This is a genomic window from Pseudomonas sp. PAMC25584 (genome assembly GCF_058135675.1).
On sequence record NZ_CM176870.1, the window covers coordinates 4,951,456 to 4,969,461 of the forward strand.

Annotated in this window: 17 protein-coding genes; 6 read left to right on the forward strand and 11 right to left on the reverse strand. The window is 59.8% G+C overall.

Annotated features, from left to right (window positions below; genetic code table 11):
* Nucleotides 1-55: 55 nt before the first annotated feature.
* From ACS5Q8_RS23135 to ACS5Q8_RS23145, 3 genes are all read right to left on the reverse strand, one after another.
* Entirely contained in the window at nt 56-277 is a 222-nt protein-coding gene (locus tag ACS5Q8_RS23135) for an FmdB family zinc ribbon protein (protein WP_100938824.1), read from the reverse strand.
* Nucleotides 278-459: 182 nt separating this feature from the next.
* Nucleotides 460-801, reverse strand: a complete 342-nt coding sequence (locus tag ACS5Q8_RS23140; RefSeq protein WP_443695620.1) for a ribbon-helix-helix domain-containing protein — start codon at nt 799-801, stop codon at nt 460-462.
* A gap of 181 nt (nt 802-982) precedes the next feature.
* Nucleotides 983-1,456 carry a Dps family protein gene (locus ACS5Q8_RS23145; RefSeq protein WP_104902566.1) on the reverse strand — a complete coding sequence of 158 codons (474 nt, stop codon included), beginning with the start codon at nt 1,454-1,456 and terminating at the stop codon, nt 983-985.
* Between the two features lie 427 nt (nt 1,457-1,883).
* Here ACS5Q8_RS23145 and ACS5Q8_RS23150 point away from each other — a divergent pair, with 427 nt between their 5' ends.
* Nucleotides 1,884-2,486: a cold-shock protein gene (locus ACS5Q8_RS23150; protein ID WP_276194623.1), complete on the forward strand. Its 603-nt coding sequence runs from the start codon at nt 1,884-1,886 to the stop codon at nt 2,484-2,486.
* A gap of 71 nt (nt 2,487-2,557) precedes the next feature.
* Here the strand turns inward: ACS5Q8_RS23150 and ACS5Q8_RS23155 are convergent, their stop codons facing one another.
* Together ACS5Q8_RS23155 and ACS5Q8_RS23160 are read right to left on the reverse strand one after the other, a co-directional pair.
* Nucleotides 2,558-2,764 (reverse strand): SlyX family protein, encoded by a 207-nt coding sequence (locus tag ACS5Q8_RS23155; RefSeq protein ID WP_247401620.1) that lies wholly within the window; start codon nt 2,762-2,764, stop codon nt 2,558-2,560.
* Between the two features lie 3 nt (nt 2,765-2,767).
* Complete coding sequence (locus ACS5Q8_RS23160) at nt 2,768-3,193, reverse strand: HIT domain-containing protein (protein ID WP_276194624.1); 426 nt, start codon at nt 3,191-3,193, stop codon at nt 2,768-2,770.
* Nucleotides 3,194-3,935: 742 nt separating this feature from the next.
* Here ACS5Q8_RS23160 and ACS5Q8_RS23165 point away from each other — a divergent pair.
* Entirely contained in the window at nt 3,936-5,234 is a 1,299-nt protein-coding gene (locus tag ACS5Q8_RS23165; protein ID WP_465159473.1) for an OprD family porin, read from the forward strand.
* A 191-nt stretch (nt 5,235-5,425) separates the two neighbouring features.
* On the opposite strand, the gene ACS5Q8_RS23170 is transcribed toward ACS5Q8_RS23165, so the two are convergent.
* Nucleotides 5,426-6,268, reverse strand: coding sequence for a mechanosensitive ion channel family protein (locus tag ACS5Q8_RS23170; RefSeq protein WP_276194626.1), 843 nt, complete (start codon nt 6,266-6,268; stop codon nt 5,426-5,428).
* A 135-nt stretch (nt 6,269-6,403) separates the two neighbouring features.
* On the reverse strand, nt 6,404-6,889 hold the full coding sequence (locus ACS5Q8_RS23175) for a YajQ family cyclic di-GMP-binding protein (RefSeq protein ID WP_247401629.1): 486 nt from the start codon (nt 6,887-6,889) through the stop codon (nt 6,404-6,406).
* 123 nt (nt 6,890-7,012) lie between these two features.
* On the opposite strand from ACS5Q8_RS23175, the gene ACS5Q8_RS23180 reads away from it, so the two are divergent.
* From ACS5Q8_RS23180 to ACS5Q8_RS23190, 3 genes are read left to right on the forward strand one after another with little or no spacing between them, the layout of a single operon-like run.
* The gene (locus ACS5Q8_RS23180; protein WP_443695621.1) at nt 7,013-7,930 is read left to right on the forward strand and encodes a putative 2-dehydropantoate 2-reductase; all 918 of its coding nucleotides are present in this window, start codon (nt 7,013-7,015) and stop codon (nt 7,928-7,930) included.
* Nucleotides 7,931-7,976: 46 nt separating this feature from the next.
* Nucleotides 7,977-10,013, forward strand: a complete 2,037-nt coding sequence (locus tag ACS5Q8_RS23185; protein ID WP_276194628.1) for a sensor histidine kinase — start codon at nt 7,977-7,979, stop codon at nt 10,011-10,013.
* Between the two features lie 2 nt (nt 10,014-10,015).
* Entirely contained in the window at nt 10,016-10,594 is a 579-nt protein-coding gene (locus ACS5Q8_RS23190; protein ID WP_247401633.1) for a cob(I)yrinic acid a,c-diamide adenosyltransferase, read from the forward strand.
* Between the two features lie 120 nt (nt 10,595-10,714).
* Here ACS5Q8_RS23190 and ACS5Q8_RS23195 read toward each other — a convergent pair whose 3' ends face one another.
* From ACS5Q8_RS23195 to secA, 3 genes are all read right to left on the reverse strand, one after another.
* Entirely contained in the window at nt 10,715-11,659 is a 945-nt protein-coding gene (locus ACS5Q8_RS23195) for a Nudix family hydrolase (protein WP_443695622.1), read from the reverse strand.
* 19 nt (nt 11,660-11,678) lie between these two features.
* Entirely contained in the window at nt 11,679-12,896 is a 1,218-nt protein-coding gene (gene argJ / locus ACS5Q8_RS23200) for a bifunctional glutamate N-acetyltransferase/amino-acid acetyltransferase ArgJ (protein ID WP_276194630.1), read from the reverse strand.
* 124 nt (nt 12,897-13,020) lie between these two features.
* The gene (gene secA, locus ACS5Q8_RS23205) at nt 13,021-15,756 is read right to left on the reverse strand and encodes a preprotein translocase subunit SecA (RefSeq protein WP_276194631.1); all 2,736 of its coding nucleotides are present in this window, start codon (nt 15,754-15,756) and stop codon (nt 13,021-13,023) included.
* Between the two features lie 295 nt (nt 15,757-16,051).
* Here secA and ACS5Q8_RS23210 point away from each other — a divergent pair, with 295 nt between their 5' ends.
* Nucleotides 16,052-16,507: a DUF721 domain-containing protein gene (locus ACS5Q8_RS23210; protein WP_276194632.1), complete on the forward strand. Its 456-nt coding sequence runs from the start codon at nt 16,052-16,054 to the stop codon at nt 16,505-16,507.
* 4 nt (nt 16,508-16,511) lie between these two features.
* On the opposite strand, the gene ACS5Q8_RS23215 is transcribed toward ACS5Q8_RS23210, so the two are convergent.
* Complete coding sequence (locus tag ACS5Q8_RS23215; protein WP_465160372.1) at nt 16,512-17,990, reverse strand: helicase HerA-like domain-containing protein; 1,479 nt, start codon at nt 17,988-17,990, stop codon at nt 16,512-16,514.
* Between the last annotated feature and the right edge of the window lie 16 nt (nt 17,991-18,006).

Here is an 18,006-nt window from a genome sequence, read left to right on the forward strand (position 1 = left end):
CACCGCACATAAGTCAGGGGACGGATAATGCAGGAGCCTGCGCGTAGAGTTCAACTCAGTCTGCTTTGTCGCCGCCCGCCAGATTCTTCTTCGAGCCGGTCTTGAAGTCGGTCTCGTACCAGCCGCTGCCGCTCAGGCGGAAGCCCGGCATGGACAGCATCTTTTTAAGCTGCGGCGCCTGGCAGGCTGGGCAATCGACCAGCGGCGCGTCACTGATCTTCTGGATGGCTTCCAACTGATGACCACAGGAAGCACATTGATAGTCGTACATGGGCATGGAGATGTCTCGGCGATCAGATCGTTACTGTGCCGCGCCTGCCTCCGAACAGAGGGCACCGCGCAGAAAGCGCTGGCAGCAGCAAAGCGCGGGATTATATCTGGTAAATCGAGGCAGCGCAGCCGGCTTTCTGCCCGAGGCCCGGCCCGCCTGCACGTTGGGCCGGCCCCGGAACCACCGGACTACTCAGAGTTTGACAGGCAAGCACGGCCTTTCAATACGTGAACCACGCAAACTACCCGGACCAGCCCGCTGAAGTTCTTCACGCCGCCATAGCGCAAATGCACTTCCCGATCGACATAAGACAACAATGCACTGACTGAACAGGCATTGAGCCTGGCTATTTCCGTGAGGATATTCCAGTAGATCTGTTCCAGCCGCAAGCAAGTCGAAAACCCATTGAGCCTTACCGATCGGGACAGCGGCCGCGCCAGCCCCATATCGAACCCTTTGACAAAGGGATCGACGTTTATCTTTTGAAAACCACAGGTCTCCATCACTCTACTACCCACTCCACGTGACATACACCTGACACTCCATTGCCAAACAGCGGTCCATGGGTTTCTCCCATTGGACGGTGGGCCTATCAAACAGCAGGAAGACGGGGGCAGCCAGAAGACGGGGAGTTGATAGTCGTAGGACAACGCTAGGAAACACGGAGAAACAAGCGAGCGGCGCCAGGACGGCGCCACCCGGGGTCGACGTCTACTTGCTTTCGAGCAGGGAACGCAGCATCCACGCAGTTTTTTCGTGAACTTGCATACGCTGGGTCAGCAGGTCGGCCGTCGGTTCATCGCTGACCTTGTCGAGCAGTGGGAAAATGCCGCGCGCGGTGCGCGTAACCGCCTCCTGCCCCGCCACCAACTGCTTGATCATCTCTTCAGCGCTGGGCACGCCCTCTTCTTCCTTGATCGAAGACAGTCGCGCATAGATCGAATAGGCCCCCGGCGCCGGGAAGCCCAAGGCACGAATTCGCTCGGCAATCAGGTCAACCGCCAGCGCCAGCTCGTTGTACTGCTCTTCGAACATCAAGTGCAGCGTGCGAAACATGGGGCCCGTGACGTTCCAGTGGAAGTTGTGGGTCTTCAGGTACAGTACATAGGTATCGGAAAGCAGACGCGAAAGCCCATCGACGATGGATTTGCGATCTTCTTCACTGATACCGATATCGATTGCCATGTTTATCCCCTTCAATTGAACAGCATTCATTGACCAGGTGCCGGACCACTCTAGCAAGAGTAACCAGCGTGTGCAGCTCAACACGCCGAGGCACGCGCGGCAAATCGCCCTGCTAGGCCTCGCTGGCCCGCGACGGTGAGGGCTTTGGGCGCTGTAGGAAGTTTCCCGACAGCAGGCAAAACACCTGCAACTGTCTAGGACAAGCGTTTGACGCAGAAATGCCCCTCCCCTCGCACCCCCCCCGGAAATGCTTGATTTGAGTAGGCACAGCCTTTGCTGTTAAATAGGCAGCGTGTCGCTGTCGTTATTTTCTTCGTCCAGCGCATAGGCTGATACCCGCGCACGTGCTCAACGCCTCCCATTGTTCAGAAGCGAACCGTGCCAGTCAGCTCTTCCTTGTGATCCGTCTTAACGTGAGTTAATCAAAATGTTGAAAATCGTCCACCTGCTAACGGGCGTTGCAGCTTTGCTGCTGTCCTTTATCCCGAGCCTGCAGCCTGAAAGCCTGCCTTACCTGCAACAACATGACGCTCTGTACCTGGCCTTGTTCGGCCTTCTCAACCTGACGCTGGCGCCAGTGATTCCTTACTGGAACAAAGGCACGCGTCATCAACTGCAAAACCTGGTCAGCGCGCTGCTGGTGCTGACTGTTGTCGTACAAACCCTCACCCTCCTGGCACCCATGCCTGAAGTCGGTGGCCACCCGGCCATCCTGCTCAGCCTGGTGATTGCGCTGGTCGCCATCGTTCTTCACCTGGCCATCAGCTTCTACCGTTCGTCCCCTACGGCCGCGTCGCAAAACTACGACATGACCAATCGGGATACCGGGACCGTCAAGTGGTTCAACACGTCCAAAGGCTTCGGCTTTATTTCCCGCGATTCGGGCGACGATATCTTCGTCCACTTCCGGGCCATCCGTGGCGAAGGCCATCGCGTTCTGGTCGAAGGCCAGCGTGTGGAATTCTCCGTCATGAACCGCGACAAAGGCCTGCAAGCCGAAGACGTGATCGCCGCCTTGCCGCGTCGCTGATTCCAGGCTAAGCAGTAAAAAAAACCGCGATCCGGCGTAGGCTGGATCGCGGTTTTTTTATGGCGCGGCTATTAATAGTGAGGCGGCGGCGCTTCTTCTTCGGACGACTCGAACTGGCTGCCCATTTCTTCCTGGCGCTTGAGCAGCGCAGTCATCTGCAGTTGCAGGCGTTCGACCGCCCGCTGCTGGGTGACCAGAATATCGTTGAGGGTTTCGATGGTGTCGTCCTGAAAGGCCAGGCGGCTTTCCAGGTCGGTCACGCGGTCTTGCAGATCCATGGTTCAGTCCTGGGTAAAGATGAAGTCGGCAGGCAATAGCTCGCGCAACCGCGCACGAATGGCAGCCACTTGTTCTTCTGTATACGGCCGCGCCGGGTGCTTGCCCCAGACTGGCGCAGGCCAGGCAATGTCGTCGCGTTTGCGCACGATCACATGCACATGCAACTGACTGACAACATTCCCCAGCGCGCCGATGTTCATCTTATCGGCCACTAAGCCTTCGTTGAGCAATTGCGCCAGGGCCGTGGTTTCTTCCCACAGCTTCTGTTGATCTGCGACACCCAGTTGAAACACTTCGCTGATACCGTTGATACGCGGCACCAGAATGTACCAGGGGTAATTCGAGTCATTGGACAGCAGCAGGCGGCACAACGGGAAGTCCCCGATGGCCAGTGTGTCTTGTTGCAGGCGTTGATCTAAGGCGAACACCGCGGGCACTCCGTTCGGCAGGTCAGATTCTGGGGCCCAGCATACCTTCGAACGCTTGCGGCTTCACTTCGAATGCAGAAGCCAGCGCGCATCCCGATAAAAAACCTGCCCTTTTTCGAGGCAGGCGAATAATTGAGCTACGCTAACTCGGGCCTCACCGGGATGCACCAAAATGACCCACCCGTGCATCAAATAGATCCGCCAAGTACCCACTCATGAGGGTGAATCGGTAACGTTTCTCTCAGGTACAGGATTCATGCACCACAGGAGCAAGGGAATGCATGGCCGTCAAGAGCAAACCAAACGGCGTAAGAAGCCCGTGCTTATGCGCTTTTTACAGTGCAGCAAGGTTTTTCACGAAAAAATGACATTCAGTTACCGGTTTGGGCGCGCTTGTTGCATTCACACCCACATCGTCGGCAACGGCACCCTTCAGGAAGCGGGTGTTTCGCGATAAGAACAGCAGCGGGTCAATGCGGAACAAGGACGCATTCAAACTATGAAAGGGGTTTGAAAAGAGCATTGAAGTTGTCAGTCCGGTTGCATTCGGACTGTGAATTTGCGACACGGATCTAGCAATTTACGACAGCCTCGTAAAGAAGCTGAAAGGAAAGATGGGTAAGTATCGTCATTAGAGTCAGCGTGATATAACTTTGCGCTGACACAAAAAAGAAAGAGCCGCCCAGATAAAAATACAGGTGGGACGGCAGTACTCTTCCTAAAACCAAAGGAGCAAATCACGATGCGCGTGATGAAGTGGAGCATGATCGCCCTCGCTGTTTCAGCAGGCACCTCGCAGTTCGCAATGGCGTCTGCCCAAGACGATGCCAAGGGCTTTGTTGAAGACAGCACTTTCAGCATCAATACCCGTGCGCTGTATTTCAGCCGCGACAAACGCAACAATGACTCCGGCCAAAGCCGCAGCGAAGAAACCGGTCTTGGTTTCAACGGTCTCTACCAGTCGGGCTTCACCCAAGGCACCATCGGTGTCGGCGTCGACGCCATCGGCCTGCTGGGCCTCAAGCTCGACAGCGGCAAGGGCCGTGCTGGCACCGGTCTGTTCCCAACAGGTTCGGATGGTCGCTCGCAAGACGACTACTCCAAAGGCGGCGGCGCAGTTAAATTCCGCCTCTCCAATACCGTGCTGAAAGTCGGCGACCAATACACCACAGCGCCTGTATTCGCCTCCGATGACAGCCGCTTGCTGCCTGAGTTGCCGCAAGGTGTCTCGATCACCAGCAACGAGATCAAAGACCTGAAGCTCGAAGCCGGTCACTTCACATCGATCGTCGCCCAAGACCATACCTACAAGGACAGTATCTCCAGCTCCGAGCCGAATACCGGCCGTGGCCTGCGTGATGCCAACTTCCTGGGTGGTGTTTACGCCTGGACCCCAGAGTTCACTACCAGCCTCTACTACTCGAAAGTAGAAGACTACTGGAAGAAACTTTACGCCAACGTGAACTGGACCCATGCGCTCAGCGCCGATCAGTCCTTGGCTGTAGACTTCAACATCTACAGCACCAAAAGCGACGGCGCCGGTCTGCAACGCGCAGAAAAAGACGGCACCACCAAGCTGGATAACCGTGCCTACAGCTTGCAAGGCGCTTACACCTACCAAGCTCACACCTTTACCCTCGCCTACCAGAAAGTTAGCGGTGACGGCGACTACGGTTACGGCGTAGACGGCGGCGGCTCGATTTTCCTGGCCAACTCCATCGCCCGTTCCGACTTCAACGCTGAAGACGAGAAATCCTGGCAAGCTCGCTACGACCTGAACATGGCCACCTTCGGCGTGCCAGGCCTGAGCTTCATGACTCGTTACGTCAACGGTAGCGGCGCCAACACTGGCACCACGTCGAACGGTAAAGAGTGGGAACGCGACATCGAAGCCAAATACGTGATCCAGAGCGGCCCAGCGAAAGACCTGAGCCTGCGCGTCCGTCAAGCCACCTATCGTTCGTCTGACGGCGTGTACTACGGTTCGGCGTCTATCGACGAACTGCGTCTGATCGCGCAATACCCGCTGAACATCTTGTAATTGCCCGCTCGATTACAACGATGACTTAAGGCTTCGGCCTTAAATAAAAAGCCGCTCCCTTGCATGCAAGGGAGCGGCTTTTTTATTGCAGTATTATTTCAGCAGTAAAATAACTAGCAAGCTAACTAACGACAGTAACGCTCTCGCACTTAACCTGACCTATCAGCCAAGTTAAGTGCAAATGCCTTTCATTACTTCGCCGCTGTTTCCTGCATCACGCGAATAACCCGCTGCGGAAATGGAATATCGATCCCCGACGCTTTCAAGCGATCCCGCGCCAGTTCATTGAGCATGAACACGACATCCCAATAGTCCGCCGTCTTGGTCCAGCAGCGCAAAGACACTGTGATCGAACTGTCGCCCAGGGTCGAAACCACCGACACCGCAGCCGGGTCAGCCAACACCCGTGGGTCTTTCGCCAGTTCCAGCAGCACTTCGCGGGCTTTCTGCAGATCAGCCTCGTAGTCCACACCCACATCAAACACTACCTTGCGGGTCGGCTGACGGTTGGTGTTGGTAATGATGCCGTTGGACAAGATGCCGTTGGGCACAATCACTGTCTTGTTGTCACCGGTACGCAGCACGGTGTGGAAGATCTGGATGCTGTCGACCGTACCCGAGGTGCCCTGGGCTTCGATCCAGTCACCGATGCGGAACGGGCGGAACAAAAGAATCAGCACGCCGCCAGCGAAGTTGGCGAGGCTGCCTTGCAAGGCCAGGCCGATGGCCAGGGTTGCGGCACCGATAGCGGCGACGAACGAGGTGGTTTCCACGCCGATCATCGAGGCCACGCTGACGATCAGCATGACCTTCAGCACGATGTTCGCCAGGCTGGTGATGAAGTGCTGCAGCGCCAGGTCCGCATTACGGATGGCCAGCAAGCGCCCCACTCGGTGGGTCAGTCGGTTGATCAGCCACCAGCCGACAGCCAGTGTAATCATTGCCAGCAATACCCGGCTGCCATACTCCATGATCATCGGGATCCACGACTGGGAGGTCTTGATCAGGTGATCCACTTCAGCGTTCAAATCCATCTACAAGCTCCTGTTTACCGGGTGTGCGGCGTTATTGAGTGCCCATTACGCAATTGAGCCCGGAAGGGCTCAATGTGAGGCGCGGTTTCTGGGGCGTGGGACGTCAAAAACGTCCTCAGGTTCCCCAAAATGCCATCAGTCGCGGAAGTTATTGAACTGCAGCGGCATGTCGAAGGTCTTGGCGCGCAGGGACGCGATGGCCTCTTGCAGGTCATCACGCTTCTTGCCGGTGACGCGCACCTGTTCACCCTGGATGGCGGCCTGGACTTTCAGCTTGGCATCCTTGATATGCGCCACGATTTTCTTCGCCAGCTCCTTGTCGATGCCTTCCTTGAGGACGGCCTCCTGCTTCATCAACTTGCCGGAAGCGTAGGCGTCCTTGACTTCAAGGCACTGTGCGTCGATTTTGCGCTTGACCAGGGCCAGCTTGAGGATCTCGATCATCGCTTCCAGTTGGAAATCGGCTTCAGCGGTCAGGTTGACGGTCAGTTCCTTTTCCTTGAATTCGAAACTGCCCTTGCCTTTCAAGTCATAGCGACGGTCCAGCTCCTTGACGGCGTTTTCGACGGCGTTGGTGACTTCGTGTTTGTCCAGTTCGGATACCACGTCGAACGAAGGCATGTCATTTCTCCAATATAAGGGGCGGGCTCAGTAGAGATGGAGCGCGCCCAAGCTAAAATGCGGGAGCATTATAGCGGTTCTTTCGCCCTATTCGCTGTGAGCGACCCTACGGAGCACAAACTGATGTCGACCACCTGGCATATTCTCGGCGCCGGCAGCCTTGGCACGTTGTGGGCCACCCGCCTTGCGCGTGCCGGCGTGCCGGTGAAGCTGATCCTGCGTGATGCGGCACGCCTGGCCAGCTATCAGACGGCCAGCGGGCTGACCCTGGTGGAGCACGGCGTAGCGCACACTTACCCGGTACTCGGCGAAACGCCCGACAGCCCCGAGCCGATTCATCGCTTACTGGTAGCGTGCAAAGCCTACGACGCCCAAAACGCAGTCGCACAACTGCAACCGCGTCTCGCGCCGGACGCCGAATTGATCCTCCTGCAAAACGGCCTGGGCAGCCAGGACGCCGTCGCCGCGCAGCTACCCCAGGCCCGCTGCATTTTTGCCTCCAGCACCGAAGGCGCGTTTCGCGACGGCGATTGGCGCGTGGTGTTTGCCGGCCATGGCTACACCTGGCTGGGGGACGCCAGTCACCCCACTGCCCCGCTGTGGCTGGACGACTTGTGCGCCGCAGGTATTCCTCACGAATGGAGCAGCGACATTCTTACGCGCCTGTGGCGCAAGCTCGCACTCAATTGCGCCATCAACCCGCTGACCGTGCTGTACGAATGCCGCAATGGTGGCCTGCAAGCCCATCAGTGTGAAGTCGCGACCCTATGCGCCGAACTGGCCGAGTTGCTGGAATGCTGCGGCCAACCAGCAGCGGCGCAGGACCTGCACACGGAAGTGGAACGGGTGATCCAGGCCACGGCGGCCAATTACTCCTCGATGTACCAAGACGTGGCCAGTGCGCGGCGCACCGAAATCAGCTACCTGCTGGGCTATGCCTGCCAGGCCGCCGCTCGGCACCGGTTGACGCTGCCGCATCTGCAAGAGGTGCAGACGCGCCTCGTCGACCAACTGATTGCACGCGGATTGCCCAGCGACTGAGGCACGCGCTACCCTGCCCACTCGCCTATTACCTGTGAAACCCCTGATGCCACTGCGCCAGCGTCTTGAAAACCTACCGGTAGGGCAGAAACTGCTGGCCGCCCTGTTGGTGCTGCTAACCACCGTCTTGCTGGTGGCCAACCTGACTTTTATCAGTGCCGCCTACTGGATCTCCCAGGAGAGCATGGCGCCCCAGGCGCTGCAGGCGATTGGTCGACTGGTGTCCAACCCGGCGCTCGCCGCCGAAGCCCTTGAGTCGCCCGACAAGGCCGACGCCCTGCTCAATGAGCTGACCAGCTATTCACCGCTGCGCGCCGCCGCGCTGTACGACGCCGAGGGCAACCGCCTGGCGCAGATGCAACACGGCGACCGCCTGCATCTGCCGGACAACTACCGGCATATCGAGGCCTGGCGCGTCACCGAGTTTCGCAGCAACCAGGTCATCACCCTGCCCCGCCCCGGCCAGCCTTCCGGGCATTTATTGCTGGTCGCCAGCAGTGAGCTGCCGATGGCGTTCTATACCGGCACGCTGACGGCCAGCCTGGGCATCCTGATTTTCAGCGTGCTGCTGTGGCTGGTCATCGCCCGGCAGATCAAACGCCTGATCACCCGGCCGATCCATGAGCTGGAAGAGCTCTCGCGCCAGGTCACCCGCGAAGAGAACTACGCCCTGCGCGCCGGCCGTGGAAATCGTGACGAAATCGGCAGCCTGGCTGAGGCCTTCAACACCATGTTGTCGCGTATCGAGGCCCGCGAGCAGCAACTCAAGCGGGCGCGCGATGAGGCTCAGGCGGCTTACGACCAGGCACAGGGCCTGGCCGAAGAAACGCGCCATACCAACCGCAAGCTGGAGCTGGAAGTCCAGGTTCGCAGCAAGATCGAGAAGAAACTCACCGGTTTCCAGAACTATCTGAACAGCATTATCGACTCGATGCCCTCGGCGCTGATCGCCCTGGATGAACAACTCTACGTCACCCAGTGGAACCAGGAAGCCACTGCGCTTTCCGGCACGCGGCTGGATGAAGCGCTGAACCAGCCGATCTTCCTCGCCTTCCAACCGCTCAAGCCCTACCTGCCGCAGATCAAGGCCACGGTCGAGCAACACACGGTCGAGCGCATCGAGCGCGTCACCTGGGTCAAGGACGATGAGCCCAAGCATTACGCCCTGACGTTCTATCCACTGATGGGCGGCGCCGGGCGCGGTGTGGTGATCCGGATCGATGACATCACCCAGCGCCTGTCCCTGGAAGAAATGATGGTGCAGTCGGAGAAAATGCTCTCCGTCGGCGGCCTTGCCGCAGGCATGGCCCATGAAATCAATAACCCGTTGGGGGCGATCCTGCATAACGTGCAGAACATCCGCCGCCGCCTGTCCCCCGACCTGCCCAAGAACCAGGAACACGCCGAACAGGTGGGCATCGAACTGCAGACGGTCAACCGCTACCTGCAAAGCCGCGAAGTCCCGCAATTGCTTGACGGTATCCAGCAGGCCGGCGCGCGGGCGGCGAAAATCGTCACCCACATGCTCAGTTTCAGTCGCCTCAGCAATCGACAGATGGCCCCTTGTGATTTGCCGGCGCTGATCGACCAGGCGGTGGAAATCGCCGGCAACGACTTTGACCTGGCCATCGGTTTTGACTTCAGGGGCCAGGCGATCATCCGCCAGTTCGACCCGCAGCTCGGCCCGGTGCCGGGCACCGCCAACGAGTTGGAACAAGTACTGCTCAACCTGCTGAAAAATGCGGCGCAGGCCATTCATCAGCGCGAAGACGACCGCGAGCCGGGGCGCATCATCCTGCGCACCCGCCTCAACCCGCCCTGGGCGGAGATACAAGTCGAAGACAACGGCATCGGCATGAGCGAGAACGTGCGTAAACGTACCTTCGAGCCATTCTTCACCACCAAGGAAATCGGCCAGGGCACCGGGCTGGGGCTGTCGGTGTCGTACTTCATCATCACCAACAACCACAAAGGGCAGATGGAAGTGCATTCCACCCTGGGCCAAGGCACCTGCTTTACCTTGCGCCTGCCCCTGGCCGGCAGCCAATTGTCCCCCGCTGAACTTACCCAACTGGAGCACTGACCATGGGCTTTCGCCTGTCGAAGATTTACACCCGTACCGGCGACCAGGGTGAAACCGGCCTCGGCGACGGCCGCCGCGTGCCCAAGGACCACCCACGGGTGGAGGCCATCGGCGAAGTCGACACCCTGAACAGTCAGCTGGGTTTGCTGCTGGCCGGCCTTGAAGAGCAAAGCGGCAAGCATCCGCACCTGAAGGATGTGATCGAAGTGCTGACGCCTTGCCAGCATCGTCTGTTCGACCTGGGCGGGGAGCTGGCGATGCCGGTTTACAAGGCGCTGAATGCGGCGGAGGTGAATCGGCTGGAGGCGGCGATTGATCGCTGGAACGAAGAGGTCGGCCCCCTGGAGAATTTCATCTTGCCCGGTGGCTCAGCGCTGATCGCCCAGGCCCACGTATGCCGTAGCGCGGCGCGCAGTGCGGAGCGACGCTGCCAGCACCTGAATGCGGTTGAACCGTTGGAAGGGGTGGGTTTGGCGTATATCAACCGGCTATCGGATTTGCTGTTTGTGGCGGCGCGGGTGATTGCCAAGCGCCAGGGGGTGGCGGAGGTGTTGTGGCAGGCGGCGGCCAAACCCCACTGAACTGATTATCAGGTGTCTGGTCTGGCGCCATCGCGGGCAAGCCCACTCCCACATTTGGATTTGTGAACACCTTCCAATGTGGGAGGGGGCTTGCCCGCGATGAGGCCAGCAAACGCTACCTCAATCTTGCGGCCAAAACGCCCGAATCCCTGCCACGCCTTGAGCCCCAGCTTCCCACGCCTGCTCGCGCTCAGCCGGCCCAACCCCACCCAACAGATACACCGGCTTGCTGAACCCACGGATCAACGCCGCCGCCTGCTCCCAACCCAACGGCTGGGCATCGGGATGGGTCTGGGTCGGCTGCACCGGCGACAGCGTGACAAAATCCACGTCCATCATTTCCGCCAGCGCCAGTTCCTCCGCGTTATGGCAAGACGCCGCCAACCAGCGATCCTTCGGCAGCGGTCGGCCCTTGCTTGCGTATTTGCGCAGTTGCGCCGACGTCATGTGCCAACCGGCTGCAGGAAAATCCCCCAGCCATTCGAACGGGCCCTTGAGCATCAACTGCGCCTTGCCAGCACACAGGCCCACGGCGTCTACCGCCAGGTCACGGTACTTGGGGTCGTAACCGTTGGGCGCGCGCAGTTGAACCAGTTTGATACCGCCCGCGATGGCTTTCCGGATACCGCACAACAGCGGCGCGGTTTCCAGCTCACCCGGCGTGATCAGGTAGTCACCGGGCAACCGTGCGGCGGCAACGATCGGCGCATTGGCTGCTGGGAACTCATAGTTGAGCAAGTCCCGAGCGGCCACCCACTCCAGCGGCTGCCCTTCGGCACCATGGGGCTCGCCGGTAAAGGCCGATACTTCCCAGACATCCAGCAACACCTGCTTGTCCGGATAGTCATGCTGCACCTTGATCAGCGGCCGCGCCGTGGTGACCTGGATGCCCAGCTCTTCCTGCAACTCGCGGGACAGCGCCGTGGCGACCGACTCTCCGGCCTCCACCTTGCCGCCGGGAAATTCCCAGAGGCCGCCCTGATGCTGGGTATCGGCACGGCGCGCCAGCAGGATTCTGCCGTCGACGCCGCGGATCACCGCTGCTGCTACATGCACTCGTTTCACCGCGCTTATCCTCCGGGCTTCAGGTACGGTATTCCGCATTGATCTTCACGTACTCGTGGGACAGGTCCGTGGTCCAGATGGTTTCGCTGCACTCGCCACGACCCAACTCGATGCGGATGGTGATTTCTTCCTGCTGCATCACCGCCGAACCCTGGGCTTCGGTGTAGCTCTCGGCGCGGGCGCCACGGCTGGCGATGCACACGTCACCGAGGAACACGTCGATCTTGCTCACGTCCAGGTCCGGCACGCCGGCACGGCCGACGGCGGCGAGGATACGGCCCCAGTTCGGGTCGGAGGCGAACAGCGCGGTCTTGATCAGCGGCGAGTGAGCCACGGTGTAACCGACATCCAGGCATTCCTGGTGGTTGCCGCCGCCGTTGACTTCAACCGTGACGAACTTGGTGGCGCCCTCACCGTCACGCACGATGGCCTGGGCCACGTCCATGCACACTTCGAACACCGCTTGCTTCAACGCGGCGAACAGCGGGCCGCGGGCCTCAGTGATTTCGGGCAGGTTGGCCTGGCCGGTGGCGATCAGCATGCAGCAGTCGTTGGTCGAGGTGTCGCCATCGATGGTGATGCGGTTGAACGACTTGTTGGCGCCGTCCAGGATCAGGCTGTGCAGCACATCGCGGGAGACTTTGGCGTCGGTAGCGATATAGCCGAGCATGGTGGCCATGTTCGGACGGATCATGCCCGCTCCCTTGCTGATACCGGTCACGGTGACGGTGACGCCGTCGTGCACGAACTGGCGGCTCGCGCCTTTTGGCAGGGTGTCGGTGGTCATGATGCCAGTGGCGGCGGCCGCCCAGTTATCCACAGACAGGTCATCCAGCGCGGCTTGCAGGGCACCTTCGATTTTTTCCACAGGCAGCGGCTCACCGATCACACCGGTGGAGTACGGCAGCACCTGGTTGGCGTCCACGCCGGCCAGTTGCGCCAGTTTGGCGCAGGTACGCGCGGCGGCGACCAGGCCCGGCTCGCCGGTGCCAGCGTTGGCATTACCGGTGTTGGTCAGCAGGTAACGAATCGGGCCGGCCACGCGCTGTTTGGCCAGGATCACCGGCGCTGCGCAGAAGGCGTTGAGGGTGAACACACCGGCGACGGTCGAGCCTTCAGCACAGCGCATCACCACGACATCCTTGCGCCCCGGGCGTTTGATGCCGGCCGAAGCGATACCGAGTTCAAAACCGGCAACCGGGTGCAATGTGGGCAAAGGACCAAGACCAACAGCCATGAATGCGCTCCTTAAAAATAGATGATGTCTGTGCCGTCGCGTTCGACGGTGGGAATTAATGGCAAAACGCCGCGACGGCTGATGCCGGTCGCGGCGCGGGGTGTTGCAGCGTCAGGCGAAAATCTTAGTTGATTTCGCCGTGGCAGTGTTTGAACTTCTTGCCCGAGCCGCACCAGCACAGCTCGTTACGGCCCAACTTCTGTTCGTTGCGCACCGGAGTCTGAGCCAGGGCCACATCGACCTCTTCGCCCAATTCCTCAGGTGCCTCAAGACCTGGCGCTTCGTCATGCTGGAACTGCATGCGCGCCGCCAGTGCCTCGGCTTCCTCACGCAGGCGCGCTTCTTCCTCGACTGGGTCTTCGCGACGCACCTGAACATGGGACAGCACGCGAATCGAATCGCGCTTGATCGAATCCAGCAGTTCGGAGAACAGCGTGAACGACTCGCGCTTGTACTCCTGCTTCGGGTTTTTCTGGGCGTAGCCACGCAGGTGGATACCGTGACGCAGGTGGTCCATGGTCGACAGGTGGTCTTTCCACAGGTCGTCCAGCACGCGCAGCACGATTTGTTTCTCGAAGGTGCGCAGCGCTTCGGCACTCGCCTGCTCTTCTTTCTCGTTGTACGCGGCCAGCAATTCGGCCATCAACTTCTCACGCAGCGTCTCTTCGTAGAGGTGATCGTCTTCGTCCAGCCACTGCTGAACCGGCAAGTCGACACCGAAGTCGCTCTTCAACGCAGCTTCCAGGCCGGCAACATCCCACTGCTCTGGCAGGGACTGCGGCGGAATGTGCGCGCTGACTGTCGCGTTGAGCACGTCCTGACGGAAATCGGCGATGGTCTCGCCAATGTTGTCGGCGGCCAGCAACGTGTTACGCATGTGATAGATCACTTTACGCTGTTCGTTGTTGACGTCATCGAACTCGAGCAGTTGCTTACGAATGTCGAAGTTACGGCCTTCGACCTTGCGCTGGGCCTTCTCGATGGCGTTGGTCACCATGCGGTGCTCAATCGCTTCACCGGACTGCATGCCCAGCGCCTTCATGAAGTTCTTCACCCGATCCGAGGCGAAGATGCGCATCAGGCTGTCTTCCAGGGACAGGTAGAAACGGCTGGAACCGGCGTCACCCTGACGACCGGCACGACCACGCAGTTGGTTGTCGATACGGCGCGATTCGTGACGCTCGGACGCGATCACCTGCAAACCGCCGGATTCCAGCACGGCCTGGTGACGTTTCTGCCAGTCGGCCTTGATCTGGGCGATCTGCTCAGGTGTCGGATTGTCCAGAGACGCCACTTCCACTTCCCAGTTGCCGCCCAACAGGATGTCGGTACCACGACCGGCCATGTTGGTGGCGATGGTCAGCGCGCCTGGCCGACCGGCCTGGGCAATGATCTCGGCTTCTTTTTCGTGGAACTTGGCGTTGAGAACCTTGTGCTCGATGCCTTCCTTGTTCAGCAAGCTGGACATGTGCTCGGACGTTTCGATGGTGGCAGTACCCACCAACACCGGACGGCCCTGGGTCATGCACTCCTTGATGTCGGCGACGATGGCCGCGTATTTCTCGTCGGCGGTCAGGAACACCAGGTCGTTGAAGTCTTTTCGCGCCAGCGGCTTGTTCGGCGGGATAACCATCACCGACAGACCGTAGATCTGGTGGAATTCGAACGCTTCGGTGTCGGCCGTACCGGTCATGCCGGACAGCTTGTTATACAGACGGAAGTAGTTCTGGAAGGTGGTGGACGCCAACGTCTGGCTTTCGGCCTGGATGTTGAGCACTTCCTTGGCTTCGATGGCCTGGTGAAGGCCTTCGGACAGACGACGACCCGGCATGGTACGACCGGTGTGTTCGTCAACCAGGACAACCTGGCCGTCCTGGACGATGTATTCGACGTTGCGATGGAACAGCTTGTGCGCGCGCAAGCCGGCATACACGTGGGTCAGCAGGCCCAGGTTGTGTGCCGAGTACAGGCTTTCGCCCTCGGCCAGCAGGCCGATCTGGGCCAGCATGTCTTCGACGAACTGGTGACCGGCTTCGTTGAGTTCGACCTGACGGGTCTTCTCGTCGATGGTGAAGTGACCTTCTTTGGTCACCACGCCTTCCACTTCCTCGATGTGCTGCTCAAGGCGCGGGATCAACTTGTTGATCTCGGTGTACAGGCGCGAGCTGTCTTCGGCCTGGCCGGAGATGATCAGCGGGGTACGGGCTTCGTCGATGAGGATGGAGTCGACTTCGTCGATCACGGCAAAGTTGAGTTCGCGCTGGAATTTTTCTTCCATGCTGAACGCCATGTTGTCGCGCAGGTAGTCGAAACCGAATTCGTTGTTGGTGCCGTAGGTGATGTCGGCAGCGTAGGCTGCGCGCTTCTCTTCCGGCGGCTGGAACGGCGTCACGACGCCGACGGTCAGGCCGAGGAATTCATACAGCGGGCGCATCCAGTTGGCGTCCCGGCGGGCCAGGTAGTCGTTCACCGTCACCACATGCACGCCCTTGCCGGACAGTGCATTGAGGTAAACACCCAGGGTTGCGACCAAAGTCTTGCCTTCGCCGGTGCGCATTTCGGCGATCATGCCTTCATGCAAGGTCATGCCGCCGATCAACTGCACGTCGAAGTGGCGCATGCCCATTACGCGCTTACCGGCCTCACGGGCGACCGCAAAGGCTTCGGGAAGCAGCTGGTCGAGGGTTTCACCTTTGGCTATGCGGGCCTTGAACTCTTGGGTCTTGGCGCGCAATTGCTCGTCCGAAAGGGCAACCATCTGCTCTTCGAAGGCATTGACCAGCTGCACCGTCTTGAGCATGCGTTTAACTTCGCGCTCATTCTTGCTTCCAAAAAGTTTCTTTAACAAAGGCGCAAACATATCGGCAGGTTCTTCCACACATAGGGATGGAGGGCGCACCGTGAGTGGCCCGAGCAGCCCTCACGGGCGCATGCGAACGCGCATTCTACCCGGAATCGTGGGTGAGGAAAGTGGCGTTGTTCCCCAATGCAGGCATGAGCCCGTGAGAGGGCTTGTTTAAAATATGGGCTTTTACCGGAACTTCAACCCATGGAGGGACATTGATTTCGTAGGCAAAGCCCCGCAAATGCATTGCCTGGGGGTCCACAGGTGGTTTCTGCTAAGATGGCGGCTCTGTTACTTAAGGTGTCTGACCATGGCGTTTCGCCCTCTTACAGCCCGCGCGCCCAGCGTGTTGCTTCGCGAAGCCAAGCCGTTGAAAGCCATCTTCAGCCATGCGCAACGCTTGGGCCATCTGCAACGCCTGGTAGAAAGCCAATTGCAACCGGCGGCACGGGAACACTGCCATGTCGCTTCGTGGCGCGAGGGCAACCTGCTGCTTATTGTCACAGACGGCCATTGGGCAACACGCTTGCGCTATCAGCAAAAACGCTTGCAGCGGCAGTTGATGGCATTTGACGAGTTCGCCAGCCTAACGCGCATCCAGTTCAAGGTACAACCGCCGACCGTTCCGCAAGGCGCAGCGGGGCACACCATGGACTTATCGGCGAACGCGGCCGAAACCATCCAGGCAACGGCCGACGGTATCAGCGATCCGGGTTTGCGCGCGGCGCTGGAGCGGCTGGCCGCCCATGCCAAGCCCAAAACCTAACCCACTATTTGCGCTTACTGCCGCCCAGCAACGACCCCAGCAAGCCCCGCACCAATTGGCGCCCCATCTGATTGGCGGCTTGTTGCATGGCTGACTTGAGTGCCTTGCCGGCCGCAGTCCCGAGAAACGCCCCGGCCCTGTCGGTAATACTCGGCTCTTCGCTCACAGGCCTGGTTTCTTCGGTCGGGCCCAACGCCTTGCGCGCCATCAGCACCTCATAGGCCGACTCGCGGTCAATCGGCTTGTCATAGCGGCCCTGCAACGGCGAACTGGCAATCAGGGCGGCGCGTTCGGCGTCGCTGAGCGGGCCAATCCGCGATTGCGGTGGTGCGACCAGCACGCGCTGGACGACTTCCGGTGTGCCCTTTTCCTGCAAAGTGCCCACCAGTGCTTCACCGGTGCCCAGTTCTGTCAGGACCGACAACGCATCAAATGTCGGATTGGGCCGGAAACCGTCTGCCACCGCGCGCAGTGATTTCTGTTCTTTGGTGGTGAATGCGCGCAGGCCATGCTGGATACGCAGGCCAAGTTGCGCCAGTACGCTGTCAGGTAAGTCCCCGGGAGATTGCGTGACGAAATACACGCCCACGCCTTTCGAGCGAATCAACCGCACCACCTGTTCCAGGCGGTCCTGCAAGGCCTTGGGCGTATCGGCAAACAACAAATGCGCTTCGTCGAAAAACAGCGCCAGCAGCGGTTTGTCGGCATCGCCGCGCTCGGGCAACTGCTCGAACAGTTCAGCCAGCAGCCATAAAAGGAAGGTTGCGTATACCTTGGGCGCTTCGTGTACCAGGCGACTGGCGTCAAGCAAGTGGATACGCCCACGACCATCACTGGCAGGTTGCAAAATATCCTCAAGCTGCAGCGCCGGCTCGCCGAACAACGCTTCGGCGCCCTGCTGTTCCAGCACCGCAAGGCGCCGCAACAGCGCCTGGCTGGAGCCGGTGGTCATCAGCGCCGCATCTTCACCCAGCAGCTCCGGGTTATAGCGCAAGTGGTTGAGCACCGCCTTGAGATCCTTGAGATCCAGCAGCAACAGGCCTTCACGGTCCGCAACCTTAAACGTGGCATAGAGCGCTGACTGCTGGCTGTCGGTGAGTTCCAACAGGCTACCGAGCAACAACGGGCCCATTTCACTGATCGTGGTGCGCAATGGATGACCGGACTGACCGTGGATATCCCACAGCGTGACCGGATACGCCTTGGCTGCGTAATTCAGGAAGGGCATGCCGGCGAGGCGCTCGGCCACCTTGCCCTGAGGGTTGGCGGCAGCGCCGAGGCCACAAAGGTCGCCCTTGATATCTGCGGCGAATACCGCCACGCCCGCATCGCTGAAGGCTTCCGCCAGGCGTTGCAAGGTGACGGTCTTGCCGGTGCCCGTGGCACCGGCAATCAACCCGTGACGATTGGCCAGGCGCATGGCCTGGGCGATGGGCTGGCCGTCGAGGCCGGCGCCGATAAGGAGTTGCGTGGAGTCAGGCATTTCGTCACCCATGGTT

Coding starts and splice junctions, on each gene's coding strand:
- ACS5Q8_RS23190 (WP_247401633.1), top strand. CDS start 10,016: ATGGGCTTTCGCCTGTCGAAGATTTACACCCGTACCGGCGACCAGGGT.
- argJ (WP_276194630.1), bottom strand. CDS start 12,896: ATGGCTGTTGGTCTTGGTCCTTTGCCCACATTGCACCCGGTTGCCGGT.
- ACS5Q8_RS23150 (WP_276194623.1), top strand. CDS start 1,884: ATGTTGAAAATCGTCCACCTGCTAACGGGCGTTGCAGCTTTGCTGCTG.
- ACS5Q8_RS23145 (WP_104902566.1), bottom strand. CDS start 1,456: ATGGCAATCGATATCGGTATCAGTGAAGAAGATCGCAAATCCATCGTC.
- ACS5Q8_RS23180 (WP_443695621.1), top strand. CDS start 7,013: ATGTCGACCACCTGGCATATTCTCGGCGCCGGCAGCCTTGGCACGTTG.
- ACS5Q8_RS23135 (WP_100938824.1), bottom strand. CDS start 277: ATGCCCATGTACGACTATCAATGTGCTTCCTGTGGTCATCAGTTGGAA.
- ACS5Q8_RS23175 (WP_247401629.1), bottom strand. CDS start 6,889: ATGCCTTCGTTCGACGTGGTATCCGAACTGGACAAACACGAAGTCACC.
- ACS5Q8_RS23170 (WP_276194626.1), bottom strand. CDS start 6,268: ATGGATTTGAACGCTGAAGTGGATCACCTGATCAAGACCTCCCAGTCG.
- ACS5Q8_RS23215 (WP_465160372.1), bottom strand. CDS start 17,990: ATGCCTGACTCCACGCAACTCCTTATCGGCGCCGGCCTCGACGGCCAG.
- ACS5Q8_RS23140 (WP_443695620.1), bottom strand. CDS start 801: ATGTCACGTGGAGTGGGTAGTAGAGTGATGGAGACCTGTGGTTTTCAA.
- ACS5Q8_RS23155 (WP_247401620.1), bottom strand. CDS start 2,764: ATGGATCTGCAAGACCGCGTGACCGACCTGGAAAGCCGCCTGGCCTTT.
- ACS5Q8_RS23185 (WP_276194628.1), top strand. CDS start 7,977: ATGCCACTGCGCCAGCGTCTTGAAAACCTACCGGTAGGGCAGAAACTG.
- ACS5Q8_RS23210 (WP_276194632.1), top strand. CDS start 16,052: ATGGCGTTTCGCCCTCTTACAGCCCGCGCGCCCAGCGTGTTGCTTCGC.
- secA (WP_276194631.1), bottom strand. CDS start 15,756: ATGTTTGCGCCTTTGTTAAAGAAACTTTTTGGAAGCAAGAATGAGCGC.
- ACS5Q8_RS23165 (WP_465159473.1), top strand. CDS start 3,936: ATGCGCGTGATGAAGTGGAGCATGATCGCCCTCGCTGTTTCAGCAGGC.